The 20,943-nt window shown below is 35.0% G+C and carries 19 protein-coding genes; 10 read left to right on the top strand and 9 right to left on the bottom strand.

The genetic code is table 11. The features are described 5' to 3' along the window. The first annotated feature begins 287 nt into the window (after positions 1-287). Positions 288-1,196, top strand: a complete 909-nt coding sequence (locus GYY69_RS01970) for an SPFH domain-containing protein (protein WP_065638123.1) — start codon at positions 288-290, stop codon at positions 1,194-1,196. A gap of 107 nt (positions 1,197-1,303) precedes the next feature. Next, entirely contained in the window at positions 1,304-1,768 is a 465-nt protein-coding gene (locus GYY69_RS01965) for an NfeD family protein (RefSeq protein ID WP_174796184.1), read from the top strand. A gap of 72 nt (positions 1,769-1,840) precedes the next feature. Here GYY69_RS01965 and yqfB read toward each other — a convergent pair whose 3' ends face one another. The 8 genes from yqfB to dapD form a co-directional block, all read right to left on the bottom strand. Then, a complete protein-coding gene (gene yqfB / locus GYY69_RS01960; protein ID WP_174796183.1) occupies positions 1,841-2,149 on the bottom strand; it encodes a N(4)-acetylcytidine aminohydrolase in 309 nt (102 codons plus the stop codon). 80 nt (positions 2,150-2,229) lie between these two features. Continuing rightward, a complete protein-coding gene (locus GYY69_RS01955) occupies positions 2,230-3,897 on the bottom strand; it encodes a bifunctional metallophosphatase/5'-nucleotidase (RefSeq protein WP_174796182.1) in 1,668 nt (555 codons plus the stop codon). 261 nt (positions 3,898-4,158) lie between these two features. Further along, a complete protein-coding gene (locus GYY69_RS01950) occupies positions 4,159-6,306 on the bottom strand; it encodes a carbon starvation CstA family protein (RefSeq protein WP_194240583.1) in 2,148 nt (715 codons plus the stop codon). Between the two features lie 314 nt (positions 6,307-6,620). Further along, positions 6,621-7,340, bottom strand: coding sequence for a two-component system response regulator BtsR (btsR, locus tag GYY69_RS01945; RefSeq protein ID WP_174796181.1), 720 nt, complete (start codon positions 7,338-7,340; stop codon positions 6,621-6,623). Beyond that, positions 7,334-9,034, bottom strand: a complete 1,701-nt coding sequence (locus GYY69_RS01940) for a sensor histidine kinase (protein ID WP_174796180.1) — start codon at positions 9,032-9,034, stop codon at positions 7,334-7,336. The genes btsR and GYY69_RS01940 overlap by 7 nt, the downstream gene beginning before the upstream one ends. A 52-nt stretch (positions 9,035-9,086) precedes the next feature. Then, positions 9,087-11,435, bottom strand: coding sequence for a beta-glucosidase BglX (gene bglX, locus GYY69_RS01935; RefSeq protein WP_174796179.1), 2,349 nt, complete (start codon positions 11,433-11,435; stop codon positions 9,087-9,089). Between the two features lie 203 nt (positions 11,436-11,638). Next, the gene (locus tag GYY69_RS01930; RefSeq protein ID WP_174796178.1) at positions 11,639-12,130 is read right to left on the bottom strand and encodes a YajQ family cyclic di-GMP-binding protein; all 492 of its coding nucleotides are present in this window, start codon (positions 12,128-12,130) and stop codon (positions 11,639-11,641) included. Positions 12,131-12,243: 113 nt separating this feature from the next. Next, entirely contained in the window at positions 12,244-13,068 is an 825-nt protein-coding gene (gene dapD / locus GYY69_RS01925; RefSeq protein ID WP_174796177.1) for a 2,3,4,5-tetrahydropyridine-2,6-dicarboxylate N-succinyltransferase, read from the bottom strand. A 359-nt stretch (positions 13,069-13,427) separates the two neighbouring features. Here dapD and GYY69_RS01920 point away from each other — a divergent pair, with 359 nt between their 5' ends. The 4 genes from GYY69_RS01920 to GYY69_RS01905 are packed head-to-tail and all read left to right on the top strand — an operon-like array spanning position 13,428 to position 15,201. Next, the gene (locus tag GYY69_RS01920; protein WP_174796176.1) at positions 13,428-13,904 is read left to right on the top strand and encodes a prepilin-type N-terminal cleavage/methylation domain-containing protein; all 477 of its coding nucleotides are present in this window, start codon (positions 13,428-13,430) and stop codon (positions 13,902-13,904) included. Continuing rightward, on the top strand, positions 13,898-14,461 hold the full coding sequence (locus GYY69_RS01915; protein WP_174796175.1) for a prepilin peptidase-dependent protein: 564 nt from the start codon (positions 13,898-13,900) through the stop codon (positions 14,459-14,461). The genes GYY69_RS01920 and GYY69_RS01915 overlap by 7 nt, the downstream gene beginning before the upstream one ends. Continuing rightward, positions 14,445-14,885, top strand: coding sequence for a DUF2509 family protein (locus GYY69_RS01910; RefSeq protein ID WP_174796174.1), 441 nt, complete (start codon positions 14,445-14,447; stop codon positions 14,883-14,885). Before GYY69_RS01915 ends, GYY69_RS01910 begins: the two co-directional genes overlap by 17 nt. Continuing rightward, a complete protein-coding gene (locus GYY69_RS01905) occupies positions 14,878-15,201 on the top strand; it encodes a prepilin-type N-terminal cleavage/methylation domain-containing protein (protein WP_174796173.1) in 324 nt (107 codons plus the stop codon). The genes GYY69_RS01910 and GYY69_RS01905 overlap by 8 nt, the downstream gene beginning before the upstream one ends. Positions 15,202-15,228: 27 nt before the next feature. Here GYY69_RS01905 and GYY69_RS01900 read toward each other — a convergent pair whose 3' ends face one another. Further along, the gene (locus GYY69_RS01900) at positions 15,229-15,978 is read right to left on the bottom strand and encodes an alpha/beta fold hydrolase (protein ID WP_174796172.1); all 750 of its coding nucleotides are present in this window, start codon (positions 15,976-15,978) and stop codon (positions 15,229-15,231) included. A gap of 136 nt (positions 15,979-16,114) precedes the next feature. Between GYY69_RS01900 and GYY69_RS01895 the strand changes: the two genes are divergently transcribed. The 4 genes from GYY69_RS01895 to GYY69_RS01880 all read left to right on the top strand — a co-directional run bounded on the left by GYY69_RS01895 (position 16,115) and on the right by GYY69_RS01880 (position 20,942). Further along, positions 16,115-18,058: an exoribonuclease II gene (locus tag GYY69_RS01895; RefSeq protein ID WP_174796171.1), complete on the top strand. Its 1,944-nt coding sequence runs from the start codon at positions 16,115-16,117 to the stop codon at positions 18,056-18,058. Between the two features lie 200 nt (positions 18,059-18,258). After that, a complete protein-coding gene (locus GYY69_RS01890; protein ID WP_194240582.1) occupies positions 18,259-18,498 on the top strand; it encodes a YecH family metal-binding protein in 240 nt (79 codons plus the stop codon). Positions 18,499-18,702: 204 nt separating this feature from the next. Continuing rightward, entirely contained in the window at positions 18,703-19,365 is a 663-nt protein-coding gene (locus GYY69_RS01885) for a hypothetical protein (RefSeq protein WP_174796170.1), read from the top strand. A 74-nt stretch (positions 19,366-19,439) separates the two neighbouring features. Beyond that, on the top strand, positions 19,440-20,942 hold the full coding sequence (locus GYY69_RS01880) for a glucan biosynthesis protein G (RefSeq protein WP_174796169.1): 1,503 nt from the start codon (positions 19,440-19,442) through the stop codon (positions 20,940-20,942). The last annotated feature ends 1 nt before the right edge of the window (position 20,943 follow it).

The raw sequence follows: 20,943 nt of genomic DNA, 5'->3' as shown, positions 1-20,943 counted from the left end.
TCTAATTTTTTCAGTAAATGATCTGATAATTAATGAACAAAATTAGAGCATGATAATTCTAATAATTTTATAATTATATACAACATAAATTTATATAATTACAAAACATATCCTGTTGTATGTGTAAGAACTTATAAAAGAGTATTAGCATTATGGTACAAAAAACCAATGAAATAGATAAATAATAAATTTTATTATAAAAATCAGTTATAACTAGTCAAATATTGAAATTATGCTTAGAATAACTAAACATTTTTATTATAAAAAATTATAAGGATTTTTGAACTATGCCTGTATTTTATATCGTCATTGGTGTTATTGTTTTACTTGCTTTAATTACTGTCTTAAAAGGCATTACGATTGTTCCTCAAGGTTACCAATATACCATTGAGCGTTTTGGTAAATATACGCATACGCTTGAACCTGGTTTAAATATTATTATTCCATTTATGGATGGTGTTGGTCGTAAGATTAATATGATGGAACAGGTACTTGATATTCCATCACAAGAAGTTATTTCAAAAGATAATGCCAACGTGCAAATTGATGCGGTGTGTTTTATTCAAGTACAAGAAGCAGCAAGAGCGGCATATCAAGTAAATCAACTAGAACGTGCTGTGATTAATTTAATGATGACTAATATCCGTACGGTTTTAGGTAGCATGGAATTGGATGAAATGTTATCACAACGTGATCATATTAACTCAAAGTTGCTAAATATTGTCGATGACGCAACAAGCCCATGGGGAATCAAAATTACCCGCATTGAAATTCGAGACGTTCGCCCACCAGCAGAATTAATTGCTGCAATGAACGCGCAAATGAAAGCTGAACGTAATAAACGTGCTGAAATTCTTGAGGCGGAAGGTGTTCGCCAAGCAGCAATTTTACGTTCAGAAGGTGAAAAACAATCTGAAATATTAAAAGCTGAAGGTGAAAAACAAGCTGCATTTTTACAAGCCGAAGCGCGCGAACGTGCTGCCGAAGCAGAAGCAAGAGCAACTCAAATGGTATCTGATGCTATTGCTGCGGGTAATATTAATGCGATTAACTACTTTGTTGCGCAAAAATATACTGAAGCGCTACAACAAATTGGCTCATCTGATAATAGTAAAGTGATTATGATGCCACTTGATGCGTCAAGTTTAATGGGTAGCATTGGTGGTATTGCTGAATTAATTAAAAACACGAAATAAAAAATCAAATTTTATACTTAAACATAGTGTTTCCTGAAACTTTTTGACAAAATCTATAAACGCTATGTTTAAGATTTTTACTGAATGGATTTTAAAGGTAATTGATGATGACTGATTTTTTTATGACTTTTTATAGTTCCCCTCATTGGGTGTTTATCGCTTTAGGTGGAATTTTGCTAATTGCTGAACTACTAGGCACTGGCGGATACGGACTTTGGAGTGGAATTGCAGCCATTATTGTAGGTTTAATTGCTTGTGTTTTATCGCTTTCTTGGCCAATTTTATGGATTTTATTTGCAATACTAACCCTTGCATCTGCTTACCTTTGGTGGCTCTGGCTTAAAAAACAAGGAAAAGATAAATCACCTAAAGGCGAAATTAATCAACCACAACAAGATTTGATTGGTATTAAAACGGTTGTCACTGATGCTATTGTTAATGGTTCTGGCCGTGTAAAAATCAAAGACGGAACATGGTCAGCAAGATGCGATCAAAATCTTAATGTCGGTCAACGTGTTGAAGTTATCTCTGTTGACGGTTTAATCTTAAACGTACAGCCCTTGAATAGCTAATGACATTGAATTAATGTTATTGTGCTCTCATCAAGAATAAAAATACGTGTTCAAAACACGTATTTTTTATGACTACAAAAGCAAAAAACGAATCACAAAAAAATGATCTTCATATGGATAAATATCAGAAATCACCTTTTTCAAATCGCTTAACGTCATGTTTTCTTGTTTTGCGTGTTCTTCCGTTAACTGGTCAAGAGTAACTGGTGTAACACTGATTATTTTTATAGTGCAAAAATACTCGTCAGTTTCAAAAGTACCAACACGAAGCTTATCGCCAGCTTTAAAATGTGACTCTTTATTATCACGGATAGTAATAACTTTTAAACCAGCTAAAATATCGGACTTAAAACGTTGATAAAAAGTAATATCATTTTGCATAGTAATTATCCTGCATAAGTAATCAGCCAATTTACTTATTGGCTGATTACTTATAATTATAAATTAACGAATAATGAGTATTAAGGTTCAATGCCGATGACTTTCCAATTATGATTAGACTCATCAGTAATTTTTCCTTTTTTCACTTCGATTATATATTTTATTGTCATATTACGTATAGTACCGTCTTCGTCACCAAAAGCAGTACGAGAGTTCCAAATTGGTTCAACTCTGCGTCCTTCTAATGGTCCTCCTTTTTTAACCAGCATTTCATAGCGGTAAGCATTCATACCAAGTTTAATTTTCATATCATCAGTAACAGGTTTACCATTAAGTAAAGTTAAGTCTTTAATTCTTTGCCCAACAGGTTGTCTTAGATCAATGATATACTTTACACCACCAAACATATCATAAGTCATATATTTTGATGCGCCGCGAATAGGATCATATTGGTAATTATTATCCGTCGGTTTTACTTGAGCAAAATAAGCCGCAGACCATTCCATATAATCCTTTAGATCTCTACCGGTAACTTCAAAAATACTCGTTTCGCCAGCTGTGTATTGATAATTATTGGCAATATCTTTACGTGCTATTTTCCCCTTATTGAGTATAGCTTTTTTATTATCAACTAATACCGATGTCACATCAGCACCGCTATAATAAAGTTGCACTGAGTTCAATAAATTAGTTAATCCTGACTCTTCTAAATAAACAGCGGGAATACCATGAATCAATTGTTGTGGAACTAAATCACTATCGGTTTCACCAATAACTTGATTTGAAATTTCTCTTAGCTGTTGGTGATACGGTGCATATATTTCTTCAATTACGGGATCGGCAGGGTAGGTTTTAATCGGCAAAGTTTCTGATTTTTTATGCTCTAGCGTTTTTCTATCTGCTTGAATATCAAAAGTTAGATCCACAACCGACACCACTGTGCCATAACGATGAGGTTCAGTAATTACAACATTATTAATTACTTCTTCACTAATATTTTGGTGATTATGCCCTGCAATAATTACATCGATATCCGGCACTTGTTTTGCTATATCGGCAACACCAGTACCGGGTTTATTATTTTCATTCTCTAATCCCATGTGAGCAATTAGAACAATTGCATCAACAGATTGTTGTTTTAGTTGGTCAACCTGCTTTTTAATTTCTGGAATAGGCATTGTAAATTCCATCTGTTCAACATAACCTGTTTTATTTTCATATTCAGGTACGAATGGCGTAGTGGCACCAATAAACCCAATTTTAACGCCCTCTTTTTCAATAATCGTTGACGCCGGAAGGTAAGGCTTTCCTGAATTTTTGTAAAAAATATTGGCGGCTAGCGTTTTACCATTGAACTGCGAAATAATTTTATCAACAACTGGCATCCCAAAATTAAATTCATGATTACCTAAGACCATAATGTCATAGTTCATTGCATTTAGAGCCATCATGGCAGGGTGTTTTTTAACATCGTAAAAACGTTCGATTTGGTTATCTTGAATAATATCCCCCGCATCAACCAAAATAACATTAGAATGGGCATTGCGATACTCTTTAATAAAAGATGAGATTTGTGCATAAGAACCCGAAGTATCAGTTTTATCTGTACCATAATTCCAAGGTACCATTCGACCGTGAACATCGGAGGTAGCTAAAATGGATATATTAATTTCTTTAGCCAGAGCTTGAAATGAACAACTTAACACTAAAATGTTACAAAATAAAAATAATTTTTTGGTAATGGGCATCTTTATCTCCTATAAAAATGACACGATTTTTTATTTTAATAAATAAGCAAAAGTAATAATGCGATTTTTTTCACATTTTTAATATTCACCTTTTGGTTAAGTTACATTATAAAGATAATTGTGAGATATTTACTGTTAAAACAAAGTATTGTTTATAAAATTGCCCAACAATATTAATATTGTTGGGCAAGCGAGAATTTGATTAAAAGTTGATAAAAATAATAAGATGCTGAACTAACTCAGCACCCTATTAGTTAAAACCTAGTGCGACATCGATGTTTTTATACCGCCCTCAGGAATTGGCACATAAGCCGTTTCTTTATCTGTTCTGTGTTTATTATTACGTACTTTTAGTGCCGTTTTAATACCAAAGAAAATAATACCGTAAACAACCAATAGGAATAAGATACTTAAGCCAGCATTGGTATAGTTATTAATAACAATGTGGTGCATATTATCGATTTGTTGCGCGGTTAAATCGCTTCCTTCTGCAATGCGACGATTATATTCATTCGCTAAATAAAAGAAGCCTTCTAATTGAGGATCTTGACTAAATAACTTCAATGCTAATGCCCACGTTGTACAAATTAAAAGCCATATAGCTGGAATGATCGTTACCCAAACATATTGAGCACGTTTCATTTTGATTAATACAACTGTTGCTAAAACTAACGCAACCGCCGCTAGCATTTGATTAGAGATACCAAATAGTGGCCATAAGCTCTTAACCCCGCCTAGTGGGTCGACAACACCTTGATAAAGTAAGTAGCCCCATAAACCAACACAACCAATTGTGCCAATAAAGCCGGCAACAAGTGAATCTGTTTTTTTCAAAAATGGCACAAAATTACCCAATAAATCTTGTAGCATAAAGCGACCAGATCGAGTCCCTGCATCAAGGGCAGTTAAAATAAATAGCGCTTCAAATAAAATACCAAAATGGTACCAAAAACCCATATTTGCACCGGGTAAAATTTGGTGGAACACGTGCGCAATACCGACCGCTAATGTTGGTGCTCCGCCGGCACGGTTTAAGACTGATGGTTCACCAATGTCTTTTGCGGTTTGGATAATTTGCTCAGGCGAAATAACAAATCCCCAAGTACTTACTGTTGCCGCAGCATGGGCTGTTACCTCTTGTAATTGAGCCATAATCATTGGTGCATCTTCAGTACCAAGTCGATGTAGATCTGGCATAGTAACGCCTAACGCCGCAGGTGGCGTATTCATTGCAAAATAAAGGCCAGGCTCAATAATTGAGGCGGCAACTAAAGCCATCATTGCAACAAATGATTCCATCAACATTGCACCATAACCAATAAAACGCGCATCGTTTTCATTGGCTAGTAATTTCGGCGTTGTACCTGATGAAATTAATGCGTGGAAACCAGAAACTGCGCCACAAGCGATGGTAATAAATAAGAATGGGAATAATGCACCTTTCCAAACTGGTCCTGTACCATCAACATATTGTGTAATTGCTGGCATTTTTAAATCAGGGTTTAAAATAACAATACCAATAGCTAAACCTACAATCACCCCAATTTTTAGAAATGTGGCTAAATAATCACGTGGAGCTAAAATTAACCATACAGGTAACATTGCAGAAACTAATGCATAACCAACCAATACATAAGTGATAGTCGTTGCTTTGAAGGTTAAAGCCGGTCCCCAATAAGCATCATGTGCAATAACCCCACCAAACCAGATAGATAAAACAAGTAGCACAATGCCGATGATCGATACTTCTGCTACTCGACCTGGCCGAATAAATCGCATATAGATCCCCATAAATAGAGCAATCGGCACGGTTGAACAAACAGTAAAGACGCCCCATGGACTTTCAGCCAAAGCTTTAACAACGATCAGCGCCAATACAGCTAAAATAATCAACATAATTAAGAAGCAACCAAATAGTGCAATGGTCCCCGGTATTAGTCCCATTTCTCCTTTGATCATTTCACCTAAAGATGAACCATTACGGCGGGAAGATAAAAAAAGCACCATAAAGTCTTGCACCGCACCGGCAAAAACCACACCAGCAAGTAGCCAAAGTGTACCAGGTAAATAACCAACTTGTGCCGCAAGTACTGGACCGACTAAAGGACCAGCACCTGCAATTGCCGCAAAATGATGTCCAAATAATACATATTTATTTGTTGGGACATAATTTAAACCATCATTATTAATGACTGCAGGGGTTGCACGAGTCGGATCTAATTGCATCACTCGATTAGCAATATACAGGCTATAATATCGATATGCGACCAGATAAATTGAAACCGCCGCCGCAACAATCCAAAGTGCACTAATGTGTTCACCTCGCCGTAGTGCTATAACTGCTAAGCAGCATGCACCAACTAAAGCTAAGATAAACCATGGAATATGTTTACATACTTTATTATTCATAATGATTCTCTTTGTGATTTATAGATTAATTAGTTTGATACTTAATGCCATAACGCATATTGCTACAAACCTAGTGGCTTACGATAAATTAAAAACTAGCATGTTATCATTATCAATAGATGGTTCATTTTTATATAGCTTTAAGGCATTAAGTACCTGCTAAAGGTCTTTTATGTTCAAGCCTATAGTAAATTTTTACTTTTAAGAATGATAATAGTATTTAGGTTATAGGTTAGATTTAGGAGATAAGTGGTTAAAATTAGCGAGTTAGCGGTAAAAGAAATTAGCTATAAAGCAAATAACTATCTGAATTATTACAATCCTAATATCTCTTTAAGTGATTTTAAGTAACGACGACTAACTGGTACAGAAACATCATTAATAAGAATAACATCAACACCACCAGCTTGATTAAAACGAATTTCTTTAAGTTTTTTTAGATTAATTAGATATTGACGATGACACCGAACAAGGCTTGTTTTATCTTCAAGTGTTTTTAAAGTTAATTCTGTTAAATACTCATTATTTGTTTGATTAAATACATAAATACCACTTATTTTCGAGGCAATATAAAAGACATCCTCAAGATTTAATAAATAAATTCGGTTATGTCCAACACATGGAATATATTTTAGCTTTTGATTGACACCGTCTAATTGATTAATATTTCCCGAAAAACAATGATTATGCAGACGATACAATGTTTTATTTAACCTTTCTTGCTCTATGGGTTTAAGTAAATAATCAAATGCTTGTTCTTCAAAAGCTTTAATCGCAAATTCGCCATAAGCAGTTAAAAATACAATTCTTGGCATAGTTTCAGGATCAAGCATCGATAGCATTTCAATACCGTTTATTTTGGGCATTTGGATATCTAAAAATACGACATCTGGTTGAAGTCGATGAATCTCACGAATCGCTTCCATGGCATTATTACATTCAGCAACAATACAAATTTGGGGATCAGTTTCTAGCAAGCAGCGTAGATTTTCGCGGGCTGGTAATTCATCATCAACAATAATAACGTTTAACATTGTATACTTATATCCTCTTGCAAAGGTAATATTAGCATTACTTTAGTATACTCATCGGGTTTACACGCGATCTTTATACCATATTTTTCGCCATAACGAATCTTAATTCGCTTATCGACTAAATTAAGCCCTAAACCTTTAGTGTCTTTTTTATGTTCGCGGTAATGACCTGCATTATCAATCACTTCTAAAACTAACAATTGATCCTGCTTATACGCAAAAATTGTTACATTGCCGCTATCAAGCAACTGGGATGTACCATGTTTAATAGCGTTTTCAACAATAGGTTGTAACGTAAAAGCAGGTAGTTTTATATATTCTAATTCAGAGGGGATATCGATATTAATCGTTAACTGATCCATAAACCGCATTTTTTCGATTTGTAGGTAAGCATTAACGTGTTCTATTTCATCTTTTAGAGTGACGATTTCTTCGGTTCGCTTTAAATTTTTTCGGAAAAAAGTAGATAAGTTTTGCACGAGTTGCGATGCTTGTGTTTTATCTCGACGAATAACAGCCAGTAACGTATTTAAGGCATTAAATAAAAAGTGGGGATTAACTTGCGCATGCAACAGTTTAATTTCAGTTTTAGATAACAGTTGCTTATAGTGCTCATTTTGCCCAGCTAAAATCTGTGCAGATAATAAACTGGCAATACCTTCACCAAGGGTTCGATTGATGGAACTAAACAACGTATTTTTTGCCTCATAAAGCTTAATTGTACCTACAACCGTATTGTTTTCTCCTCTCAGCGGAATAACGAGTGTTGAACCTAAACGACAACTTTTATTTATTGAGCATTGATAAGGCTCATGAACCCCATCTAGGTATTGTACTTCATTTTTTTCAATCGCTTCTAAGGTACTATTAGATGTGATTAGTGTTCCTGGTAAATGATGATCATCACCAACACCTATAAAAGCCAATATCTTTTCCCTATCGGTAATGGCAACAGCGCCAATATCGAGTTCTTGATAAATAATTTCGGCCACTTTAGTACTATTTTGTTGATTAAAACCATCACGCAATAAACCTTCAGTACTGACTGCGATTTTTAATGCTTTGGCTGAAAAGGCCGAAGTATAACGCTCAAAAATCGCCCGTCTATCAAGCAAAATCCGCATAAACATCGCAGCACCAATGCTATTTGCAACAATCATTGGCGCTGCAATACTTCTGACGGCATGCAATACCACATCAAAAGGCCGCGAAATTATTAATACTAAAATCATTTCGAGTGATTCAACCAACAAACCTAGTATACCGACTAAAAGCGGGTTATAGATAAGATCGACTCTCCCCCTTTTCATCAGCAAATAATGCAGTAATCCACTAATCAACCCAATTAAAATAGTGGATAACATACAACTATCAGCGGTGATACCGCCTAAAGTATATCGATGCAGCCCACCGGTGACACCCACTAAAAGCCCTACTACTGGTCCGCCAAGTAAACCACCTAAGATAGCGCCAATGGCTCGCGTATTGGCGATGGTATCTTCAATATGCAAACCAAAATAACTGCCCATAATACAAAATAACGAAAAGATGCAATAACAAACTAATTTATGAGGCAAATGTACTGTCACTTGCATAAGGGGAATAACGATCGGCGTTTTACTTAGTAAATAAGCAATCACTAAATAAACACACATTTGTTGAAGAAGCTGTAGAACAAGATCAAATTCAAACATAATACTGATCACATAATAAAACCGTCGACCAATGCCGACGGAAAATTAAAATTTATTTATCAAGTAAAGTGAAAGTTTTCTTATCTTGTGTTGTTGAATCGGAACCAATAAACACATTAAATTTGCCAGGTTCTGCAACATATTGCATTTTGTCATTCCAGAATTTCAACATATCATATTTAATAACAAATTTTACTTCGCCTTTTGATTGCGGTTTTAAGGTAATATTTTCAAAACCAATCAATTCTTTAACAGGACGACTAACTGACGCTGTAACATCTTGCAAATAGAGCTGAACAGTTTGCATGCCTTCTTTCTTACCAATATTTTCGACATTAACTGTAACAACAATTTCACCCTCTTTGTTCATTTCAGTACTAGATAAAGAAAAGTCCATCGCAAAGTTGGTATAACTTAAACCAAAACCGAATGGGAATAATGGTTCGTTTGGACTATCAAAATACGAGGTCGTATATTTACCCATATTTTCAGTACCGCGTGGACGCCCTGTGTTTAAATGGCTGTAATAAACAGGGATTTGACCGACATTATCAGGAAAAGACATTGGCAACTTCCCAGAGGGGTTATAATCACCAAATAACACATCGGCAATAGCATTACCACCTTCAGTGCCTAAAAACCAAGTTTCAAGCATAGCATCTGCTTGAGCATATTCTTCAGATAACGTTAATGGACGACCATTCATTAATGCAATAACTAAAGGCTTACCTGTTGCTTTGAGCGCTTTAAGCAAGCGTTTTTGACTTGCAGGTAAAGAAAGATCAGTTCGGCTTGATGATTCATGCGCCATACCTTCGGCCTCGCCAACAAAGGCAATGATAACATCAGATTTTTGGGCTATTTTAACCGCTTCAGCAATCATTTTATCCGCCGGTCTATTATCAAACTTAGCTGTTTCGCCATATAAATTTAAAAATCGATATAAATTTGCATCATCAGAAAGGTTGGCACCAAAGGCGTAATTAACTGATTTTGTATTCTTAACTGCGCTTTTAATACCTTCTAATGGCGTTACCGCCAAATTAGCGCGTCCAGCACCCGCCCAACTGCCCAAAATATCACGTTTGGAATCAGCTAATGGACCAACCACCGCAATTTTCTTATTTTTAGCTAGAGGTAAAATCTCATTTTCATTTTTTAATAACACAATACTACGACGCGCCACATCACGGGCTTCTTCACGATGCAATCGATTATCAGCAAACATTGTATCAATATCTAATTTTGGGTCTAAATTACGATTAGGATCACTAAATAACCCCATATCATATTTAAGCTCCAGAATACGGCGACATGCTTGATTGACTTCATCTTCTGTAATAGCACCTTCTTTAACCAATTCAGGCAAAAATTGTAAGAAATATTCATCATTCATACTCATATCAATGCCAGCTTTAATGGCAACTCGAACAGCATCTTTTGGATCACTTGCCACTCCATGATTAATCAGCTCACGAATAGCACCATGATCACTGACTACAACGCCATCAAAATGCCACTGATTGCGCAACACCTCGGTTAATAACCAATGATTAGCAGTTGCAGGAATACCATTAACGCTCACAAGTGAAACCATGACTGCACGACTTCCAGCATCAATTGCCGCTTTATAAGGCACTAGATATTCTTGAAACATTTTACGTTCACTCATATCGGTGCTGTTATATTCACGCCCACCTTCAACCGCACCATAAAGCGCAAAATGTTTTACAGCAGTAACCAGTGATTTTTTATCGGCAAGCGATTGCTTTTGCATCTTTTGAACAAAAATGCGCCCAGCTTCTGATGTTAAATAAGGATCTTCACCAAATCCTTCTGACACTCGCCCCCATCTTGGATCACGTGTAATATCAACCATAGGAGCCCAAGTAATATTTAATCCGTCCGATGTCGCTTCCTCGGCTGAAACTTCAGCCGCTTTTGCTATCGCGCCACGATCCCAAGTTGATGCAATACCTAAATTAATCGGAAACACAGTTCGATGACCATGAATGATATCAAAGCCAAAAAACAGTGGGATTTTATTGGGAGATTTTAAAGCACGTTCTTGCATTCGAAAAAGGTCAGGTTCGACAACAGTATTAAAAATACCACCAATTTCACCAGCTTCGATTTGATCAAGCACTTTATCTAATGTTAGATCACCACCAACGCTAATCAAACGTAATTGTCCCGCTTTTTCTTGGAGCGTCATTTTTGATAATAGATTATCAATAAAGGTTTTCTTTTCATCCTTTACGTTTTTAGCATCTTTGACATCCTTAATGTCGTGAACGTTTTGAACTTCCTTTTCTTTTTTTATTTCGATATTAGGATTTTGTGCAAATAAGTATCCAGAAAAAACAAGAAAAAATAAAAATAGCGCTAATTTTTTTATCATAATAAATATTGTTATAATTAAGAGGATAGACAAGTAAATAGCATAACGTATTCATAAAAAAAAATCTCATTCTTTACGCTACTTACATTTACGTTTAAGGCAGCATAGCAGTTATTGGATAAACACCCATACCCAAAAGATAAATGATAATTGTTAAAGGATAATATTGCCGACATTTATCGGCAATATTAACGCATAACAAATTAGTCTCTAAAATTAGTAAACTGAAACGGTTGACCGAATTCGCCATTTTTAACTAACGCCATAGTCGCTTGTAAATCATCGCGTGATTTACCTGTAACTCGAACTTGTTCGCCTTGCACTTGAGCTTGCACTTTAATTTTGCTGTCTTTGATGCTCTTTACAATTTTTTTAGCTAACTCTTTATCAATACCCTGCTTGAGTTTAACCGTAACACTATAAAGTTTACCGCTATGCTCCATTTCTTCAGGGATCTCAAGTGCACCACCATCAATACCTCGTTTGGCTAACTTGTCGCGTAGGATATCAAGTAATTGTTGCACTTGGAAATCAGATTGGCTGGTTGCTTTAATCGTTTCATTTTTTTCATTTAATTCAAACGATGCTTCAACATTTTTAAAATCCCAACGGGTTGTTAGCTCTCGAGTTGCATTTTCAACACTATTTTTAACTTCAGGCATTTGGATTTCTGACACGATATCAAAAGAAGGCATAAATTTTCCTCTTCTAACGGTTATAAAACATAAATAAATTTACTAAAACAAGTGAGATGCATTTGCTGCCTAATAATTTAGGCAGCATTTAACTTTATACTTATGGATTGCAATTAATCAATCGTTCGAAGTAATTCGTTAATACCCACTTTACCTAAAGTTTTGGCATCAACTTTTTTAACAATGACTGCACAATACAAACTATATTTACCATCTTTAGTTGGTAAATTACCAGAAACGACAACTGAACCAGCAGGCACACGACCATAATGCACTTCGCCTGTCGCTCTATCGTAAATTTTAGTGCTTTGACCAATAAATACGCCCATTGAAATGACGCTGCCTTCTTCAACAATCACACCCTCAACAATTTCACTGCGAGCACCGATAAAACAGTTATCTTCAATGATGGTTGGATTAGCTTGTAATGGCTCTAAAACACCACCAATACCAACCCCCCCTGATAGATGGACATTTTTACCAATTTGCGCACAAGAACCAACAGTTACCCATGTATCAACCATAGTCCCCTCATCAACATAAGCACCAATATTGACATAAGATGGCATTAATACAGTATTACGAGCAACATAAGCACCTTTACGCGCAATAGCAGACGGAACAACACGGAAACCTTCTTGTTGGAATCTTGCTTCATCATATTCAGCAAATTTTAATGGCACTTTGTCATAATAATTAGTCGGCCCCCCATTGATCAGTTGGTTTTCGTTAATACGGAAAGAGAGCAGAACAGCCTTTTTTAACCATTGATGAGTCACCCAGTCCCCATTGATTTTTTCAGCGACACGCATTTTACCGCTATCTAATAAGGCAATGCATTGGTTAATCGCATCACGTGTAACCGTATCCACATTTGATGGTGTAATTTCAGCACGACGTTCAAATGCTGCTTCAATAATAGTTTGTAATTGTTGCATCTCAAGTTTCCTTTAACTTATAAATCCGTTAGCAAATAATAAATGGATAAACAGTATAATATAATCCGCTTTGCTTTTTAAGTGGTTTAATAAGATCATCTAAATCTACACATTCCCCACTGTTCTTTATTATTATGATGATTAGCGCTTACGAAAAAACAAAAAACACCAAATAAGAAATCAAATAAAAACAATTTTCTAACTGAATGATTTTGGATTAACTTTTTATCAAATTTTTAATTGAAAATAAAAAAATACAATTTATTTGGAGAGTAAGTCACAAATTAAGATCACTAAGTAATCCGTTATTTTATTCAAAGCTACACTAGATCTATCACAATATTAAAAAAGACAATATTATGCAAGATCGGGGATTTTCATTACTCGAATTGTTAATAGCCATCTGCATTAGTGCCATTTTTGCTATCATAGGCATTAGGCATTGGCATGAGCAACAGTTGCGTGATGAATTAGCTTATACAACTAAGCAGCTGGCTTATTTTTTATATGAAGTTCAAATAAAAGCGTCCAGTAAAAATGAGAATTACATTATTCACCAATTTACATCACCTTGGTGCATTACCATTACTCACGATGAAAAACCCTGCTCGTGCAGTGAAGGCGTGCTGTATTTTATGAAACCTGATAATTCCGTTGAAATTAGTGAATTATCAAACAATAAAAGTGCTTTTATCTTAGGACGTCGCAATATGGCGCAAACAATGTCTTTTCAATTAAAAAATAAGATAGGTACTAGCAGAGTTTTAGTTTCTTTAATTGGACGCATTCGTTTTTGTGCAGAAAACAGTTATATAACAGGTTTACCACCATGTTAAAAGCGTCTGGATATTCCCTGTTTGAAATGCTTATTGGCATGATATTATCAAGCCTAATTGTGCTGGGAATGACCTCTTTTTACATTCAATTACAAGCAAGCATCATACAATATTATCAAAAAACACGTTTGCAACAAGCAATCGAAGTTGGATTAGCCGGCATGAAGAAAGACATCAAACGAGCAGGTTTTATTGCTAATAATCCAAGCAAAATGACCGCTAAAGCAATTGAAATTGATAAACAGTCCCAATGCATTATTGTTCGGTATGATAGTGAAATTCGCAATTCTTGGGTCTGGGACAGATTTAACCCCATGGCGTCTGATATTTTTACTTATCGCTATAAAGAAAACAACATAGCCTATAGAACAGGATCAATAGATTGTGTTGGCAACAAATGGGAAAACTTGTTCGATTCAAACGAAATTAAAGTAACCGACTTTACAATAAAACAGCTCCCCAATGCCATAAGTCTATCAGTCACTGCTGAATTAAGAAAAAACAAACAGATTAAATATCATATAACTGAAATCATCAAAAATGAGAACCGATTTTAAACAACATTATGTGTCGCATGGTTTTAGCACTATTTTAATGGTGATTATTTTAATGGGTGTGGGTTTGGTTATATTAATCAGCTTTAATTTGCTTATTGCCTCATGGCAGAAAGCGATATTAATGGAATGCCAATACTATCAGCGATTTAATCAGGCAAGCTCATCGTTAACGTGGGCAATTAGCCAAAATTGGCAAGCACCTAAGACCCATTGGCATTGTATGACCGAGCCAACTTATCAACTAAAAGCCTGCATAAAACAGTCTTTATTAAAAATCGATGAATATGTATTAGTCCGTGGCGAATCCAAAGATGAAGATATTTATTTATATACACTTGCACATTTTGATAATAACAGATTAATCGTTGAAAAAGGTCATTGGCTCGATTATTGCCCAGAAAAAAAGGCTATTTATTGTGAATAATAAAGATATAGCTGGCTTTAGTTTGATTGAAGTTATAATAGCAACGCTACTATTTTCAATTATTATGCTGGGTTTGATTAACTACCAACAAGCGTTGTTCAATAAACACCGTTACTTTGCAAACTATTTACGCGCCAATAAAATTGCTTTTCAACTACTTGATAGCTATCCTTATACCCCAAATGAAATTATCCCTTCTGGTTGGCACTATAAGATCACTAATAAAACATATAATGCCCAGTGTAAAATGGTAGTTATAACAGTTAATGCCTCCAACAACCAAGTCGCTAAGCAGCAACGCCTTTTTTGTAATTAATTTTAATATTTACTGATTAAATATTATTTAGCTATTTAACCAGTGATGTAATAATTGCAAAACTTGCTGCGTTTTTTCAGCATGAACATTGTGCCCTGCTCCTTCAACCACTTCGATTTTTGCATTCGGAAATTGTGCAAAAATAGCATCATATGCGTCATTAGTAATATAAGACGAGTTGCCACCACGAATAAATAATATTGGTTTTAAGCAAGGTGAAATATTTTCCCAATCACAAATATGACCATATTGCGAATTAATCGCTTGAATGTTAAATAACCACTTTTCGTTTTTAAACGATTTTAATAAAAAAAGAATGGTTGGTGCATTAATACCGGCTTGTTCCATTAAATTGGTGATCTGTTTTTTATCGGTAATTTGATTAGTCAGGCAATACATTAATACTCTCAAAATAGTGGCATTGCCTGAGCGGTGATATTTTATGGGAGCAATATCAATAGCAACCATTTTTTGGATAGTATCTGATAGCATCTGTGACAATTGTAAAGCAACCTTTCCCCCCATTGAGTGACCAATTAATATGATATTTTTTAGTTGTAAATCATAACAAAGTTCAGCTACATCTTCGGCCATGACTTGATAGTTCATCTTATCAGACCATGGTGAATGCCCATGGTTACGCAAATCAACTTGAACCGTTTGATAATGCTTTGCAAAATCTTTTGCAAGCATATTTAAATTATCTAAACTACCAAATACGCCATGCAAAAATACAATCGGCTGTCCGTCACCCTGCAATTTATAATTTAATTTCATACTTTAATTCGACCAATAATTTTAAGTGGCATTATTATACGTCTATTTTCAACGTCATCACCGATTAATTCAATAACCACAATTGACATAAATATGATAGAATTTAACACTAACTTTTTAACTAGTGTTAAGCCATATGTTTCAAAATAACCCTCTACTTGCACAATTAAAACAAGCACTCCATGAACAAACGCCTCGCGTTGAAGGTATTGTTAGAGCTCATGAAAAAGGATTTGGTTTTTTAGATGTAGATAATAAAAAAAGTTATTTCATCCCTGTCGCTAAGATGAAAACAGTCTGTAATGGCGATAAAGTTTCAGGAACAGTAATAAGTCATAACGATAAAGAGTCTTTCGAACCCGAATCATTAATTGAAGGTGCATTGCAACAATTTATCGGCAAAATTGGTTTTCAAGATCGTGCGATGGTGATATACCCTGAAAATATGCCGACTAATTTTGCCATTCGCTGTAAAATAAACAATCAAGTTAACGAAAAACTAAAAGAAGGAGATTGGGTGGTTGCAACACTTATTTCTCATCCTTTGCAAGAAGAAAATAACCATTTCCTTGCTGAAGTTATTCGTTTTGTTGCAGAAAGCGGTTCACCTTATCAACTTTGGCTAAAAACGTTAGCCCGTTACGATTTAGAAACGCACGCCCCACAAACCGAAACATTGACAATTAGCGAGACTGAACTTGATAACCGTCAAGATTTAACTAATGTTCACTTTTTTACCATCGATAGTGAAGATACTGAAGATATGGATGATGCCATTGCGGTTTCTAAAAATGAACTGGGGCATTATCAACTGATGGTTGCCATTGCTGACCCCACCGCTTATGTATTACAAAATAGCGAACTAGATAATATTGCTAAAATTAGAAATTTCACAACTTATCTACCAGATTTTAATATCCCTATGCTTCCCAAAGATCTTGCCAATGAGCTATGCTCATTAAAAGCGAATCAAAAACGCCCTGCAATGATCTGTAAAATGAATATTGATGAAGCGGGCAATATTATTACCGATGAGATTACTTTTATTCCAGCTTGGATTGAATCAAAGGCTAAACTAGCTTATAACAATGTCTCTAATTTTTTAGAAAATAATGACGAATTAGCAACTAATGATTTTAGTATAAAACAGCAACTTAATTGGTTAGCTGACTTAGCCAAAATCCGCATAATCTGGCGACAAACCCATGCACTAGTATTTAAAGATAAGGGTGATTATCGTTTTGAACTTAATGAAAACCGCCAAGTTCAATCCATAATTAAAGAAACTCGTCGGATTGCTAATCATATTGTTGAAGAAGTCATGGTTCTTGCCAACCAAGCTTTAACATTACAATTACAACATAAAATTGGCTTTGGGATTTTTAATATTCATTCGGGCTTTGATAATAAATATATTGAACAAGTGGTAAATTTTTTAAATGATAACGGGATTACAGAGTTTAATAAAGAATCACTCTTATCTTTCGATGGATATGTAAAGTTACGGCGTATAATCGACAATAATCCATTTTTGACCACAAAGCTCCGCAAGTTCCAAAGTCCTGCAGATTTTTCAACTGAGCCTCAACCGCATTTTGGTTTAGGATTTGAAGCCTATGCAACATGGACCTCACCAATACGTAAATACGGCGATATGGTCAATCATCGATTAATCAAAGCGTATATCCGTTCACAAGAATTAACCCCGCCAGATAAAGAGCAATTAAAAAGCATGAATGAAAGACGCAAAATATTACGCTTTGCTGAACGCGATATGGCTGAAAACCTTTATGCTCAATATTTATCAGATAAAATCGGCGAAAATTACTCAGCTGAAATTATTGATATTAATCGTGGTGGCGCTCGAATTCGTTTATGCGATATCGGTGCGTTTGCTTTTATACCTCTTTCTATGATTCACCCTGTCAAGGAAGAAATTATTCCATTGCCCGATGAAGGCATCATCAAAATTAAAGATGAAGCTTGCTATAAACTGGCCGACCCTATCTCGGTTGTTATTCACCAAGTTAAAAGCGAAAATCAAGCAATCATTGCCAAATTATCCATGAATAAAGAATAAAATTAACGTTATACTTTATTCAATATTTTCCCGCCGTCGCTCTTGCTTTTCCCCTGATATGCATCAGGGGAAATCAGCGAAAGAAATTTATGATATTTTTAATATTTAACCTCTTTTTTTTACTAGTAATATCTGCTATCTTTCACTGCTCGAAACGTTGAGTTTCATGACTTAAATGAACAATAACTTGGGGGGCTATAATGTCAATTCACGGACATAAAGTTTTGCATATGATGGATGGGAATAACTACACAGAATCTTCCTTACTTAATGCCATCAAAGACAAGTTTGGCACAAATGCAAAGTTTCATACTTGTTCTCAATTTGATATGAATGCCGAGCAACTTATCGCTTTTTTCAAATCAAAAGGTAAATTTAAACCTTCTGTTGTTCATGAATCTGAGTTTACAGTCGATAATAAAAAAATATGCAAATATTAGAAAAAATGGCCATATCGCCATATAGCACGTTTTTTCTAAATTTAATTTAATCTGCTAGTGTTTTTAAAACAATAAGAGTATATAATTTTGCGCTACAATAATAATCGTTATCAGTAACGGTTGTTACTAATAACAGGATTAAATGAGTAGCAAATTTGCTCACTTTGTAATTATACTCAAGAATATATTCATGGAATTTGATAAATGAAAGTAAGTAACATCCTTATATGCGCCATTGTCTCTATTCTTGTCGCAAGTTGTGCCCAAAAAGTTTCACCAACAAAAAATAAAGAAACGATTTCACAAGCTGATCAGCTATCTCTATTAAAACAACAAACTGAAACCAACGATCCTTATGTCGTTGATGCTAAAAATCAATTAATTCAGATTGTTGGTGATAAAAACTTCGACAACTATGTTACCAAACATGGCATTTTAAATTGCAGAGGTGATAGTAACCAGTCATCATGTGTGTTGAGTTTTTATCTGAACGAAAATTATAAATTAAAGTATAGTATGCAACTCAAAAAAGTAGTTGAAGAGAGCCAAGCTGAACATGATATTGAATTAAGCAAAATAAAAGCAACTGACACCAATATTAAAAATTATTGTCAGGATTCGGCCGATTTTGTTGCTGCAATTTATACAAAAGATACCGCTAAAATAACCCAATATTTTCAACCACAATTTAGAATGTCTGAACAAGATATATTATCCTTAAAAGCAAAGATTGCTAAAGATAACTATTCTCACTTCCTGATCGATGAAAATCCGAGCATCCTTCAAGAAATGAAAGTAGATTATGTCGAAAAATGCTTAAGTGCCCCAAAAGATAATATTATCAACTACTTCAATATTTTTAGATAATAATGCGAGCCTTTATGTACAATTTTTTACCCAATAATCCTTTTAGTCAAACACTAATTAGCAAGGTGCTTTGCATGGCTTGCGTTTCTTGCATTAGCTTTTCTTCGTGGGCTTTTTCGTTTGATGATGTGGTTGCAAAAGCCGAAAAATCATCCAAAAAAGCTTATGTTCAGCCATCTAAAAATATACCAAATGAATTAGCGTCTTTACAATTTGCTGATTATCAAAAAATTCTCTTTAATCATCAAAAGGCCTATTGGGGTGATCGAAAAAGCCGTTTCAAACTTGAGTTTTATCATGAAGGAATGTACTTTGACGTTCCAATAAAAATCAATGAAATTGCTGATAATCAAGTTAACCCAATCCAATATGATCCTAGTTATTTTGATTTAAACCAAATTAATCTTGATAAACTAGACACTAAAGCTTTAGGTTTTGCTGGCTTTAAAGTCCATTATCCAATTAATACGCCAACAAAAACCGACGACGAAATATTTTCAGCACTTGGTGGAAGTTATTTTCGCGCAGTAGGTAAAGATCAGCGATATGGTCTTTCAGCTAGAGGGCTTGCTATTGATACTGGAGAAATGTCGGGTGAAGAGTTTCCACGTTTTAAAGAGTATTGGATTGAAAGGCCTGAACCAAACCAAAAGCATTTAGTTATCTATGCATTACTCGATTCACCAAGTGTAACTGGTGCTTATAAAATTACACTAGTACCAAGTGTTGATACCACCATCACAGTACAAGCGAAAATCTTTTTCCGCAATTCTGTAAAAAAATTAGGCATAGCGCCATTAACCAGTATGTTTTTATTTGGACCTAATCAACCATCACCATTGCTAAATTACCGACCCGCAATGCATGATTCTAATGGTCTGTCGATTTTAGCGAATAATAACGAGTGGATCTGGCGCCCATTAAATAACCCTAAGCGTTTATCGTTTTCATCTTATAGCTTAGAAAACCCAAAAGCGTTCGGTTTAATTCAGCGTGATAAAGGTTTTGATGATTATCAAGATCTTGACGATCACTATGAAAAACGCCCAAGTGTTTGGGTCGAAGTGCTAAATGAGTGGCACAAAGGTCGAGTTGAATTAGTTGAAATTCCAACAGCAGATGAAACTAACGATAATATCGTCACATTTTGGGTACCCGAAAAACAATACAAAGCGGGAGATGCACTTGATATCAAATATCGATTACATTATTCGCTAAACGAAAAGCAACGTTATCCTAATAATGTTGCAAGAGCAGTTAGCACACGCTTATCATTAGGTGATATAAAACAAGCTAATTTAATTCGTAAACTTGATGGTTCTAATGCATATGTGATTGACTTTGCTGGTTCAGGATTATCAGAAAATGAGCCCGTCAATGTGATTTCAAGTATTACTAATGGTTCTATCGTAAGTTGTGACACGCAATACAATCCAGTAATTAAAGGTTGGCGAGTAATTGTCCGATTCAATGTTGAAGACAGTAAAAGAGCAACTGATATTCGCATACAACTCGCTTCGCAAGCAACTAATGAAGTGATTTCCGAAACTTGGAGTGGGCAATATCCCGCACAATAAT

Source organism: Gilliamella sp. ESL0250, assembly GCF_013345045.1.
GTDB classification, from domain to species: domain Bacteria; phylum Pseudomonadota; class Gammaproteobacteria; order Enterobacterales; family Orbaceae; genus Gilliamella; species Gilliamella apicola_H.
The sequence above is the reverse complement of the archived record's forward strand: the minus strand, read 5'-3'. Positions and strand labels throughout refer to the sequence as shown.

What these genes read in the sequence shown, in the direction of transcription:
- GYY69_RS01880 (WP_174796169.1), top strand. Translation starts at nt 19,440, where the DNA reads ATGGCTTGCGTTTCTTGCATTAGCTTTTCTTCGTGGGCTTTTTCGTTT.
- GYY69_RS01900 (WP_174796172.1), bottom strand. Translation starts at nt 15,978, where the DNA reads ATGAAATTAAATTATAAATTGCAGGGTGACGGACAGCCGATTGTATTT.
- GYY69_RS01895 (WP_174796171.1), top strand. Translation starts at nt 16,115, where the DNA reads ATGTTTCAAAATAACCCTCTACTTGCACAATTAAAACAAGCACTCCAT.
- dapD (WP_174796177.1), bottom strand. Translation starts at nt 13,068, where the DNA reads ATGCAACAATTACAAACTATTATTGAAGCAGCATTTGAACGTCGTGCT.
- GYY69_RS01910 (WP_174796174.1), top strand. Translation starts at nt 14,445, where the DNA reads ATGAGAACCGATTTTAAACAACATTATGTGTCGCATGGTTTTAGCACT.
- GYY69_RS01955 (WP_174796182.1), bottom strand. Translation starts at nt 3,897, where the DNA reads ATGCCCATTACCAAAAAATTATTTTTATTTTGTAACATTTTAGTGTTA.
- GYY69_RS01920 (WP_174796176.1), top strand. Translation starts at nt 13,428, where the DNA reads ATGCAAGATCGGGGATTTTCATTACTCGAATTGTTAATAGCCATCTGC.
- GYY69_RS01940 (WP_174796180.1), bottom strand. Translation starts at nt 9,034, where the DNA reads ATGTTTGAATTTGATCTTGTTCTACAGCTTCTTCAACAAATGTGTGTT.
- bglX (WP_174796179.1), bottom strand. Translation starts at nt 11,435, where the DNA reads ATGATAAAAAAATTAGCGCTATTTTTATTTTTTCTTGTTTTTTCTGGA.
- GYY69_RS01965 (WP_174796184.1), top strand. Translation starts at nt 1,304, where the DNA reads ATGACTGATTTTTTTATGACTTTTTATAGTTCCCCTCATTGGGTGTTT.
- GYY69_RS01950 (WP_194240583.1), bottom strand. Translation starts at nt 6,306, where the DNA reads ATGAATAATAAAGTATGTAAACATATTCCATGGTTTATCTTAGCTTTA.
- GYY69_RS01885 (WP_174796170.1), top strand. Translation starts at nt 18,703, where the DNA reads ATGAAAGTAAGTAACATCCTTATATGCGCCATTGTCTCTATTCTTGTC.
- btsR (WP_174796181.1), bottom strand. Translation starts at nt 7,340, where the DNA reads ATGTTAAACGTTATTATTGTTGATGATGAATTACCAGCCCGCGAAAAT.
- GYY69_RS01915 (WP_174796175.1), top strand. Translation starts at nt 13,898, where the DNA reads ATGTTAAAAGCGTCTGGATATTCCCTGTTTGAAATGCTTATTGGCATG.
- GYY69_RS01890 (WP_194240582.1), top strand. Translation starts at nt 18,259, where the DNA reads ATGTCAATTCACGGACATAAAGTTTTGCATATGATGGATGGGAATAAC.
- yqfB (WP_174796183.1), bottom strand. Translation starts at nt 2,149, where the DNA reads ATGCAAAATGATATTACTTTTTATCAACGTTTTAAGTCCGATATTTTA.
- GYY69_RS01970 (WP_065638123.1), top strand. Translation starts at nt 288, where the DNA reads ATGCCTGTATTTTATATCGTCATTGGTGTTATTGTTTTACTTGCTTTA.
- GYY69_RS01930 (WP_174796178.1), bottom strand. Translation starts at nt 12,130, where the DNA reads ATGCCTTCTTTTGATATCGTGTCAGAAATCCAAATGCCTGAAGTTAAA.